Annotated in this window: 10 protein-coding genes and 1 tRNA gene; 5 read left to right on the forward strand and 6 right to left on the reverse strand. The window is 38.8% G+C overall.

Going from position 1 to position 12,407, the window contains the following annotated elements:
• Nucleotides 1-23 precede the first annotated feature (23 nt).
• Entirely contained in the window at nt 24-941 is a 918-nt protein-coding gene (locus tag F895_RS02210; RefSeq protein WP_005243922.1) for a polyprenyl synthetase family protein, read from the reverse strand.
• Between the two features lie 161 nt (nt 942-1,102).
• The gene (gene prpF / locus F895_RS02205; RefSeq protein ID WP_005243924.1) at nt 1,103-2,290 is read right to left on the reverse strand and encodes a 2-methylaconitate cis-trans isomerase PrpF; all 1,188 of its coding nucleotides are present in this window, start codon (nt 2,288-2,290) and stop codon (nt 1,103-1,105) included.
• A gap of 372 nt (nt 2,291-2,662) precedes the next feature.
• Here prpF and F895_RS02200 point away from each other — a divergent pair, with 372 nt between their 5' ends.
• From F895_RS02200 to F895_RS02185, 5 genes are all read left to right on the forward strand, one after another.
• On the forward strand, nt 2,663-4,021 hold the full coding sequence (locus F895_RS02200) for an amino acid permease (protein ID WP_005243926.1): 1,359 nt from the start codon (nt 2,663-2,665) through the stop codon (nt 4,019-4,021).
• A gap of 526 nt (nt 4,022-4,547) precedes the next feature.
• On the forward strand, nt 4,548-4,718 hold the full coding sequence (locus F895_RS20125; RefSeq protein ID WP_005243928.1) for a hypothetical protein: 171 nt from the start codon (nt 4,548-4,550) through the stop codon (nt 4,716-4,718).
• Nucleotides 4,719-4,833: 115 nt separating this feature from the next.
• The gene (locus F895_RS02195) at nt 4,834-5,682 is read left to right on the forward strand and encodes a PAAR domain-containing protein (RefSeq protein ID WP_005243929.1); all 849 of its coding nucleotides are present in this window, start codon (nt 4,834-4,836) and stop codon (nt 5,680-5,682) included.
• Nucleotides 5,679-6,332: a hypothetical protein gene (locus F895_RS02190; protein WP_005243930.1), complete on the forward strand. Its 654-nt coding sequence runs from the start codon at nt 5,679-5,681 to the stop codon at nt 6,330-6,332. Before F895_RS02195 ends, F895_RS02190 begins: the two co-directional genes overlap by 4 nt.
• Nucleotides 6,333-6,715: 383 nt before the next feature.
• Nucleotides 6,716-6,788, forward strand: a tRNA-Arg gene (locus F895_RS02185).
• A 37-nt stretch (nt 6,789-6,825) separates the two neighbouring features.
• Here F895_RS02185 and F895_RS02180 read toward each other — a convergent pair.
• From F895_RS02180 to F895_RS02165, 4 genes are all read right to left on the reverse strand, one after another.
• Entirely contained in the window at nt 6,826-8,238 is a 1,413-nt protein-coding gene (locus F895_RS02180) for a glutamine synthetase family protein (protein WP_005243932.1), read from the reverse strand.
• A 174-nt stretch (nt 8,239-8,412) separates the two neighbouring features.
• Nucleotides 8,413-8,973: a phosphatase PAP2 family protein gene (locus F895_RS02175; RefSeq protein WP_005243934.1), complete on the reverse strand. Its 561-nt coding sequence runs from the start codon at nt 8,971-8,973 to the stop codon at nt 8,413-8,415.
• A gap of 207 nt (nt 8,974-9,180) precedes the next feature.
• Nucleotides 9,181-10,290 (reverse strand): porin, encoded by a 1,110-nt coding sequence (locus tag F895_RS02170; protein ID WP_005243936.1) that lies wholly within the window; start codon nt 10,288-10,290, stop codon nt 9,181-9,183.
• 139 nt (nt 10,291-10,429) lie between these two features.
• A complete protein-coding gene (locus F895_RS02165) occupies nt 10,430-11,767 on the reverse strand; it encodes a CitMHS family transporter (protein WP_005243938.1) in 1,338 nt (445 codons plus the stop codon).
• Between the last annotated feature and the right edge of the window lie 640 nt (nt 11,768-12,407).

The following is a 12,407-nucleotide window of genomic DNA, read 5'->3' on the forward strand; positions in this document are numbered from 1 at the left end:
CAAGTAGAGGACTATCGCTTAGCTTAACTTTTACGTGCGAGCAAGAATTGAGAAATCGCAACGAGCTCTTTGGCATCTTCACCAAAATAAGCGAGGGCTTCAAAAGCTTGATCATGTAAGGTTTGCGCATAAACTTGTGCCTGCGCCAAGCCCATTAAGGCAGGATAAGTCGATTTTTGCATTTGCTCATCCTTGCCTGCTGTTTTACCTAAAGTTTCAGTGCTCGCCGTAATATCCAAAATATCATCTTGCACTTGAAAGGCTAGACCAATGCTCTGTCCAAACTGGCGTAACTTTGGAATCGCCTGATCAGTACCTGCAAAGATGGTTACGGCCCCCATCATGATCGCTGCTTGAATCAATGCACCTGTTTTATTACGGTGAATATTCTCTAATTCTGCTTGATCTACCTGTTTAGCCGCCCCTTCTGCCTGTAAATCAAGAACTTGACCACAGACCATTCTTGAACTGGCGGTTGCTAAAATCTGTACCTGCTTCAAGACAATCGCAGCCTCGGTTTCCTGTCCTTGTTCGTCAAACAAGCGGCTACCCAATACTTCAAAGGCCATCGATTGTAAAATATCACCCGCTAATAGAGCCGTGTCTTCACCAAAGGCGACATGACAGGTGGGTTGGCCACGGCGGAGCAAGTCATTGTCCATACAAGGTAAATCATCATGTGCCAATGAATAGCAATGGATTAGTTCAACTGCAACTGCGGCACGACGCGCCGCTGCAAAATTATGATTCGGCTGTAACGAAGCTGCTGCATAACAGAGTGCGGGACGAATGCGCTTTCCACCTAACATTACTGCATGATGAACGGCAGCCTTTAAAGGTTCTGGAATTGAAAATGCAGCCAATGCTGTCAATAAATCTTGTTGAATACGTTGTTGAGCTTGTATGAGAACATCCGCATTAACTTGAGAAATAGATGACACAATTGCCTCGGGAAATCTTGATAAAAGGAAGTTGACAAGACTTGTCAGAATGTCGACATCATAACACTTTTTATCGGAAAAAAAGGAGTTTGTGTTTTTATTCGATTCAAAATAATAAGGCCCTCAAATGAAGGCCTTAGCAATAAATTTAGAATGAAAAATTAGAAAGCATCGCCCGGTACACGTACCCAACCTTCCATCAATACACGGGCGCTGCGGCTCATGATGGCTTTTTTCACTGACCATGTGCCATCAATCAGCTCTGCCTGAGCACCAACACGTAAGGTTCCAGATGGATGACCAAAACGCACCGCTGCACGCTCGCCGCCCCCTGCGGCTAAATTCACCAAGGTGCCGGGAATCGCTGCCGCTGTTCCAATCGCCACCGCAGCAGTACCCATCATGGCATGATGTAACTTGCCCATCGACAAAGCACGTACCAGTAAATCGACCTCGCTTGCCGCAACCGCTTTGCCACTAGATGAACTATAATTTTTCGGTTGGGAGACAAAGGCAATTTTAGGCGTATGCTGACGTGCTGCTGCTTCTGAAATATCCTGAATCAAGCCCATTTGTACTGCACCATAGGCACGGATTTTCTCAAAACGTGCCAATGCAGCGGTATCACCATTAATCTGATCTTGTAATTCGGTGCCCTGATAGCCAATCTCTTCGGCATTCAGAAAAATGGTTGGAATTCCCGCATTGATAAAAGTTGCTTGAAATGTGCCGACTTCAGGCACTTCCAGTTGATCCACCACATTTCCTGTCGGGAACATATCGCCCCCTTCCTCACCATCATCGGCAGGATCTAAAAATTCAATTTGCACTTCCGCTGCCGGGAAAGTCACCCCATCCAGCTCAAAATCACCAGTTTCCTGTACTTGTCCATTACTCACAGGAACATGTGCAATGATAGTTTTTTGAATATTCTTCTGCCAGATCCGTACTGTGCAAATACCATTTTCAGGAATCCGCGCTGCATCAACCAAACCATTTGAAATGGCAAATGAACCCACTGCAGCCGTTAAATTACCGCAATTTCCACTCCAATCGACAAAAGGCTGATCAATCGATACTTGACCAAATAAATAGTCGACGTCGTGTTCTGGCTGGGTGCTTTTTGCCAAAATGACGGTTTTACTGGTACTGGAGGTCGCCCCTCCCATGCCATCAATCTGTTTCCCATAAGGATCTGGACTCCCAATGACACGCAAGAGAAGTTGATCACGCGCTTTGCCTGCTACTTGTGCCGCTTCAGGTAAATCATCCAGTTTGAAAAATACACCTTTACTTGTTCCACCACGCATATAGGTTGCTGGGACTTTGATTTGCGGTACTGAGCTCATGTCAATTTCATCCTTTTATCATGTTCTTGGTGCAGCGATATTTTAGGTCTCAAGTTACTGCACAGCAGCCAAAAATACCATACGACCAATTACTGTTGGATCAGTCATCATGGGTAAAATCTGTACATTATATTGCGTATATTTCCAAGGCTTAACAATGGCATAAATGCAAATCTATCGGGCTGGAAAAACAAAACCCTGTTCAACTGTAGCAAGATAAAACCGAGTCTATTTCAGAAACAAAAGCAACAACATGATTTTAAACAACTTATTAAGACAACTTCACAGTCATGGGATTGCTGTACTTTTACTAGGCGAAAATCTTTGAATCTATTAGAATAATCCCGTTAATTCCTCGTCGAGCTCAGTCCTTTGAACAACGATTCTTCTCAACTTCAGCGTGGACTAAAAAACCGCCATATCCAGCTCATTGCCATGGGTGGAGCGATTGGTACGGGCTTATTTTTAGGTTCTGCGCAAATTATCCAGTCTGCTGGACCATCCATTATTTTGGGGTATGCAATTGGCGGCTTGATTGTTTTTCTCATCATGCGCCACTTAGGTGAAATGATTGTGGAAGAACCTGTTGCTGGTTCATTTAGTCATTTTGCTTATAAGTATTGGGGTAAATTTCCAGGCTTTATCACCGGCTGGAATTACTGGGTTCTCTACATCCTTGTCGCCATGACTGAGCTAACGGCTGTAGGGAAATATATTAATTACTGGTGGCCGCAAATTCCGGCATGGCAGTCTGTATTATTTTTCTTTGTCGTGATTACGGCAGTAAACCTGACCAATGTTAAATTTTATGGTGAATCAGAGTTCTGGTTAGCAATCATCAAGGTAACTGCTGTGGTTGCCATGATCTTGTTTGGTTTGTTCCTCCTCTTCACTGCAGATGCCAACTCAACAGCCTCATTTAGCAACCTTTGGTCACATGGCGGCTTTTTCCCGCATGGCTTCGAAGGCTTGTTCTATATGCTGGCTTTCTTGATGTTTGCCTTTGGGGGAATTGAGCTGATTGGTATGGCTGCAGCAGAAGCCAAAGATCCAAAGACAACCATTCCTAAAGCGATTAACCAAGTGGTCATTCGTATTTTGGTGTTCTATGTCGGTTCGCTTGCCATTCTCTTATCACTTGTGCCTTGGAACCAACTCGATCTTGGTGGCTTAGATAAAAGTCCATTCGTGATGATTTTCAGTCAGATGGGAATTGGTTGGGCAGCACATTTACTTAACTTTATTATCCTGACAGCAGCATTATCCGTCTATAACAGCGGAATGTATGCCAATAGCCGTATGGTATTTGGCTTGGCTCAACAAGGTAATGCACCGAAAGTCTTTACCAAAACCAATAAACAAGGCGTCCCAGTTCCAGCAGTACTGCTCTCTGCGTTCCTGATCTTTGGTTGTGTGTTGTTAAACTACTTTGTGCCGGAAGATGCGCTCGGACATTTAATGTATGTCGTTGTTGGTGCACTCGTTTTAAACTGGGCCATGATCAGCTTGACCCATTTGAAATACAAACGTCATATCAAAACAGCACAAATCAAGACCTCATACCCGGCGTTATGGTCTCCGTTCAGTAACTATCTGGTTTTGGCATTTATTGGTGTAGTGCTGTATATCATGTGGCAACAAGGCTTTAAAGAATCTGTACTGATGATTCCGATCTGGATCGTCGCCATGTTTATTTTCTATAAGTTTTTAAATCGTAAAACTGAAGATTAACAGTTGATCGGTTTCATTAAAAAGTGATTGCTTATGCAATCACTTTTTTGTTTATAATCATAAAATTATGCGCTTATAGCTTAACTGGATAGAGCAGTTGCCCCCTAAGCGACCGACGTGGGTTCGAGTCCCATAACCCCAACCAGATAACCAATTGATAAATATAATTTTATTTTTCCGTATTTTGACAAGACAGGATTTTGACAATTAACTGAATTATCCCCCTCTACCTATCAATTGACACAGCTTAAGATATAAGTATTCTAATATTTATAATTACCTATCAATATTGTAATAAAATGCCAATTATACAAAATACAGTTTTTTTGTATTAATCATTTTTTTCAGCAACTTAGCTTTCGACCGTTCGCCCTGATAATCAGCTGTAGTGTTTGTGGCCAATGTAACAAAATGCCAATAATGCTTAAATAACTTAATAGTCCGTTTTAACGGCTGTAAAGGGTTAAATTCTTATGCGTAGTTACTATATAAAAAAAGCAATCTCTACCTTCACATACAACAAAATATGGTTGAGGACTATCAAGATTATTCAGATATTAATGCCATGCTGACTCAGGAGTATTTCACATCAGATCTAAAAGACGGGGCAATTAAGTTTCTGGAAAAAAGAGAAGCTACTCGTTTTTTAGCGACTACGGGGCGAAAATTAAAGGTTTTTGAGCCAGTGCTTGAATAACTTTTAAGACTGGTTAAATTAACTTTTTATCGCTTGTAAATAAAAATAAACAGTATGTTCTGTATACAGCTTGATATTATGCCCAGACAATAAATACTTAGAGGGAAAATATATTATGACAACTCCATATATTGTCGTCGGCTGCCCCACTACTGGCGGCGGGCAAGTCTTATCAGGAAATAGTATGTTCCTGATTGAAGGTATTCCTATTGCTTGCGTTGGCGATAAAGCAACATGCCCTAAGCATAAAACTGTTGCTACGATCATCTCAGGCGATCCCCACATGCAGATCTTTGGGAAAGCTGCAGCACGAGTCAATGACTCTTTGTCATGTGGTTGTAAGTTGCTACCAAAACAAAGTTTAGTCGTGCAGGACAATAGTCCTTCCACTGGGACATCAAACTCTGCATCTGCTAGATCTGCAACGACAACGTCGCAGCAACCAATATCAGACAACTTTTATGAAGATAAAGGGAAATACGAAAATTACTACATTGAGCGCCAGAAAACTGAATATATTAAATTTAAAACTGTCGTTACACCCTATGATGAAGACAGAAAAAGCGCCAAAGGTGTAATGTCCCAAGTGTTGTCTGGTACAGCTGATTTTGTTTTAGACTACAATTTAACTGGAAGGAAGCTATTTATAAGTGTTTCTATGATTCCACCAAGATTAAAAAATGATGCAGCAATACTTCCATTCGGAACTGTTAACGTCTATCGCGAAGGGAAAAAACTTAACCAGATTGCATTAAGTGTTGGACAAGGATTTTGGGATACATCGAGAGAAAAAGAGCCAGTAGGTTCATGTACAATCGACTTGCCTGAGCCGAATCTTCAACTTGTAACCGTTGAATTGATTGCTGGTTATAGAGCTAAATTTGATGGTGGCCTTATTATTCCCATGCCTCCAACTACTACTTTTAAATTCACCCTTAACTCAGCAACTAGGCCCGTAAAATGATTAAAAATATTACCTTCCCAGTATTTATATTCTGCACTTTAGGTCTTTTAGCATGCAACAAATCGGCAAATAGCGTTGAACCTTCAGATATATCAACTAAACAAAGTAATTCAGAACAGGTTGCAAAACTAAACACCAAAGATCAAGAAATTGTAAATGAATACAATCAGGCAACAGATCTTATTACAACAGGTGATGTAGATGGTTTTCATAAGCAGCTCAAAGCTCTCATTCCAAAAATCAAATCAATTTCTGATGAAAAACAACGTAATAAGATTTTAATAAATGTTTATACTCAGTTAGAAATGAATCATGAAGCATTAGATCTGAATGAAAAACTTTTAATAAAGAATCCGTCATATGATAAGCAAGAATATAAATGCTTACTTCTAAATCGTCTCGATAAAAAAGAAGATCTACCGAAATGTTATGAAACTGCGGCTAATCTAATAAAAATTGAATTGGATAAGCCAGAGATAAAGAACAACCCTGAACATCCGTATTCAGAATGGTCATATTACTTTTTCATGTATCAAGCGGGTCATCATGAATACAAAGAAAAAATGACAAATCTGATAAAGTCCACAGCAAATCCTAAAATCAAATCAGATTTACAAACTGCTTTTGATGAGGAAGTCTTGCGTAAATAGAAAATGTAATAAAATGCCAATTCCTAAAAATTGGCATTTTTTTTGGTTTAGAGCTTATTCAACCGAAATAAGAGAAAACTATGATTGATAATTCAATTTTTTTTACCGATGCTCTTGTTTATTTTTCCGGGTGCCTCGTCCCTATATTTTTCATTCTGGCTCTTTATGCACCGATTTCGCCAGAGAGGTTTTATAAAATCTCAAAGAATAGATTAGTTTTATTTATAATTTTTCTGCTCTTGATCATAGTCAGTTTTGGTTTAGCTAACTTATTTATCCCTAGAGGCTTTCCATAAATTTATTTTTCTCTTTAACAGTTGATCGGTTTCATTAAAAAGTGATTGCTTATGCAATCACTTTTTTGTTTATAATCATAAAATTATGCGCTTATAGCTTAACTGGATAGAGCAGTTGCCTCCTAAGCGACCGACGTGGGTTCGAGTCCCGCTAAGCGCATACCCTATCAGGCTCCAATGTAAATAACGACAACCTGCTAAATATCCCAGTTTCTTTCTATACTGGTAATCTGGCTATAAACACTCTGATATTCGGCTTGCTTCACGGTACACCAAACATCGACAAATGCTTTGCCTAAATATTCATTCAGATACCGATTCGCCTTCAATAGCCTCAATGCTTGCATTTGTTCAGTCGGTAACAGTATGTGCTCACTTTGCAGCTTTAACTCATGTGCCTGTTTCGGTACGGCTAAATGATGGCTTAAACCATGCAAAGCACCGATCAACATGGTTGTAATCGCAAGATAAGGATTACAGTCCGCCCCAGCAACCCGATACTCCAAACGTTGATTGTCTTGATCTGAACAAGGAATGCGGATTGCCACGTTACGATTATTAACGCCCCAATTCGCCTCTAGCGGTACATGATGGCCGAACTTGAAACGGCGGAAGGAATTCAGGTTTGGCGCTAAAATTGCCATTGAATCAGGCATAAATAACAGTAAGCCACTGATGACTTTTAACAGTGCTTCGGATGGCTCCGCATTTGAACTAAACAGATTTTTTTGATTCTGATCTAAAAGGCTCATATGGAAGTGCATCCCACTGCCTGCTTTATGTATCTCAGGCTTCGCCAGAAAATTGGCACGCAGATTATATCTATTGGCAATCTGCTTAATTGTTCTTTTTAACAACATGATTTGATCGCATAGCTTTAAAATCTCTGTCGTATGCTGCAGATTGATCTCGTACTGACTTGAAGAAGACTCAGAGACAATACCGGTAATCTGAATACCCCGCTGCTTTGCAACCCATTCAATCTCATTCAGCACATTTTGATAATGGTCAGAGGTATTGATATCAAAACATTGCGTTATGGTTTCCTCAACATCCCCCGCCATGTTCAAAGGCTGTAAATAGAACTCAATTTCTGCTGCAATACAGGGAAAATAGTTTTGATGATGCAATCGGGCGCTGATTTTTTTCAGGATGTTGCGCGGTTCGAATAAACAATCTTGATGCATGTTCTGTTTCATGCTGAGTAGTAATTGTGCAGTCGTTTCAGGTTCAATCGCATGGGGTTGTAGTGTTCCTAAAACAGGTTCACATAAATAATCGGGCTCTCCAATATATTTCCCAAGGCCAGTTTCCTCAATGACCTTGCCCTCTAAACTCATGGCATAAATAGACAAGGGGAAATAACAACCTTTGGTCAGATTTCGCAGACAACCAATATCAATGCGTTTACCGCGTAAATGTCCATTCAAATCACACAAATAGATATCGATATGTTGTGTATCTGGGTAGCGTTCTAAATAAGCTTCAACTTCTTCTAAAAATTGATGTTTGGCAACAGAGATATCATCACCTTCAATCTTGTCATTTTTACTCTGGATAAACTTTTTAAATGTAGATGGATGATTGATCTCAACAAGTACAGCACTCATCGCTGGTCACTCGAGTTATAGGGTTAGAATCAGCTTAGTAGAGACCAGCACAGAAGTAACGTAAACAGTGCGTAAACTCTTGGGACTATCGAGTAATTTTTTTATAAAACGACAATAAAAAATGGAGCATTGCCCCATTTTAGCGTAACAAGGTTTTATCAACCTAAATCACTTCTAGTCGACCAACCGAATCGGTTTGATCCGTCTTATTCTGAGTGTCATTTCTTTTAAAGCATAATTACTTGCAACAACTAGGAAAAAGCCAATTACAAATGACCCCATAACATCAAATGGGAAATGCACCCCCACAAAAATCCGAGATAGACCCACAATCACGCCCACACCTAAGCCAAGTAAACCTAGCTTTTTAAATCCGGCCATCCAATACGAAAATGCAATGATGGTAACCGTTAAAGTATGCTGACTTGGAAAAGAAGAGCTTGCCCCATGGCCAATCAGCTTATGTCCTAAATTGAGCTGAAATGGACGTGGATGGTGATAAAAGAACTCAATTAAATCACTTAATATCAGTGAAAATAGAACGATCAATAATGTTTTCGTAAATAAAAGACTATAGGTTTTCCATTGAATCATCAACAGAAAGACCAGAAAACCGATAAATACCGTATTTAAATCATTTGCAAAAAAAATGGCAAGCTTATCTAAAATAGGAAATTCCGTAGCAAAGGAATTGATATTATTGAATAAAAAGATATTAAAATTTTCGAAAATCATTTTCTTTTCTATCCACACAGTCCATGACAGTTTTATAACACCACTTTACTAGATAAAAATGAAATAATTGTGAATTTTTTCTATTTTATTTTTCAATTAATTAGATAACAAAAACAAAATTTTTTATCTATTCAAAACGAGAATAGTCTCTCATTTTATAGAATAAATAGGATGGCTTCATCCTATTTATTGCTGATATTTACTTTTTTAGAATTTAAATTCTAAACCGCTGCCTACAACAGGTTGCTTATCTTTCGCACTCGTCTGCTCAAAGGTTGAATAACCTGCATAACCATAGAGTTTCACTTGCTTATTAAATGAATAATCGGTACCCACCAGTAATTGCTTCGCATCAAAATCTGACTCACCATTTTTAAAGCTGGTTGAATTTTGGCTATACTGAGCTTTCACTGCCCATTTGGATTGATTCGGCAATTTATATTCAGCACCAATCAGCCAGCCTTGTGAATCATCAATATTCATCGCGGCCTGATCATTGCCTTTTTTATCCGCAACTTTAGAGGTCTGGTACAGCGTTTTCAGAGCTAGTCCTTCAATTGGTGTCAAACGACCAATGACACGGACTGTATTCGCAGCTGCGAAGACCTCCTCCACTTGGGTTTCAGTCTCTGCCGCATTCAACAAACCATGTCCTAAAAAGTCACTTGGAATAGCCTTATCATAGCCTAAACCCACTAAAAATAATGGATGGCTATAACTGAGCGATGCAGACCAAGCATCTCCTAAACCGCGTCCCGCAACATTTACACCGCCACGTTTGTCATCTTCAATCCCTCGACTCTCGCCTGTTGCAAGTAAAACACTGGCTTCGATATTACCGCCATTCAATGCAATTTCAGGTGAGTCATAGACCACGACATTATTGACCCGGTTTTCACCCGTCATAATACCCGTAATATCGGCTTTATTACTGATATAGTTATTAAAACTATCTACAGGGCTGGATAAATCCTTTAATGGTGTATTATGTTTACCAACTTTAATTGCACCAAAACGGTCATCTTTTAATCCAACAAAACGATTTCGTTGCGACCAGTCTGTTTTATCACCATCTGCGTAAAATGCCCATTCTGCTAAATAAATCGCACTTAAATGTTCGGTTAATTTTTCCTCACCCTTGATCCCGAGAAATGAACTATTACTGTTCACTTTCCATACGTCACGATTAGATGAATTTGCATTTATTTCAGGCAAATAATCCAAACTTACATCAATTTCTCCATAGATTTTTGGAGCTGCAAAAGTAGAACTTGCGGCAATACTCATTAGCATTGCAAATACAATTTTCATCTTCATTGTTATTAACCTAACCATCTAAAAAATTAAAAAAACACACCTATTTGGCTATATTTCAAGCAAAAAATTAAAATAAAATAGACTCAAGATAATCTGCTTTCATATTTTCCAGAATATAAAAGCATATGAATAATCCAGCTCAAATATTATAAAATGGAAAAACACCAAATATCAAAGCACTACCCATTAATATACAACAGGTAATAAATGCCCATTTCAGGGTAAACTTTTGATGATCCCCCATTTCAACAGCAGCCAAACCACATAATAAATAAGTTGAAGGAACCAGTGGAGATAATAAGTGAATGGGTTGACCGACAATAGAAGCACGTGCAATTTCAACTGGTGCAATTCCATAATGTGAAGCAGCTTCAGCCAAAATCGGTAATACACCAAAATAAAAGGCATCGTTTGACATAAAGAATGTCAATGGCATACTCAACCCCCCTGTAATTGGTGCCAGATACGGTCCTAGACTAGGTGGAATCACAGCTACGAAGCCTTTAGACATCGCTTCAACCATACCTGTACCAGACAGAATTCCAGTAAAAACACCTGCCGCAAAAATAACTCCAACCACGGCCAATACACTGTCTGCATGCATTGCAATACGCTTTTTCTGCATATTGACGCAAGGATAGTTCACCACCAAGGCAATACAGAAGCCCAGCATAAACAAGATCGACATTGGTAAAATCCCTTTTACCAAAGAAGCCATTAAAACGAGCGTTAGAATACCGTTAAACCAACGTAAATGTGGGCGCTGAGCTTCTGGATCTTTGGAAATGGAAATCTCATCCGCATGACTAATATCAACCAGCTCAATTACACCTAAACGTTTGCGCTCGTACATGCCATAAAGATAGGCCAAGAAGAATAACCAAGCAGCTGCCACAATCATGGATGTAATCATTGGAATAAAGACTTCACTGGCATCGACCTGTAAAGCACTTGCTGCACGTGCGGTTGGACCGCCCCATGGTGTCAAATTCATGACCCCGCTACAGAGCAACATCAGGCAGGTCATAATCAGAGGGTTCATGCCGACGCGTTTGTATAGAGGCATCATGGCTGCCACACAAATCATATAAGTGGTTGAACCATCCCCATCTAAAGAAACCAATAAAGTTAAAAATACGGTTCCTAAAGTAATTTTTAATGGATCACCTTTTACTTTCTTTAAAATCCATCTAACTGATGGGTCAAATAACCCTGAATCAATCATTAATGCAAAATATAAGATTGCAAAAAGTAGCATTACTCCTGTTGGTGCAAGTTTTTTAATTCCCTCGAGCATCGTATTGCCGAGTTCAGTTAATTGAATATGACTTAGACTGTCAAAATAAAACCCTAAGCCCCAAGCGATAATTGCAAAGATAAATGGAATTAAAATTAATGCAACTAATGCACTGAGACGTTTTGACATGATCAAATACATGAAACACATGATCATGCTGATACCTAAAAAAGTCAGCATTGAAAGCAATCCTTAGCATATTAAGTTTTTTTATTGGGTAAACCGCTACCCTAGTCCAGCACAAATTCTATGCGATTTAAGTTTAGGCAATTCATTTAATTTAATTATATGCTTAATACACTCATTCACATGAAAAATACTTTAAAATAATACAACCATATATTAAATATAAAATTATGATTATTAATGTTTTTTAATTATAAATTATATACTAAACAGTAAAACCAACCAAATAATAAACAATCAAAACAAGATATCTCTAGAATAAAAACGCCACATTATAGTGCATTTTTAGGTTAAAAAATAACTGCCCGCGTTAAAACATAATCAAAGCAAATATCATTTATTTATAAAACTTCTATTCAAGTTAACATGAATTGAAGTCGACATAATTTTTAAAGCCTCAAAAACTGACAAAAATTATTATAATTGCAAGATATTAAAATAAAATTAAAAAAATCATATTTTGATAAAAACAACCATTATTTAAATTCAAACCCTATTGTTTTATGCACCCTATATTCATTTAGTGAAACCCCCTGCCCAGCGTCGATAAGCTTTTCTAAATTTGAGGTATCAGTAAAGCCCAATCTTTCATCAATACTCAAGCTTGAGGCCAAGTAATCCTCAGCACCCCCTC

This window comes from Acinetobacter sp. CIP 64.2 (assembly GCF_000369645.1).
GTDB lineage: Bacteria > Pseudomonadota > Gammaproteobacteria > Pseudomonadales > Moraxellaceae > Acinetobacter.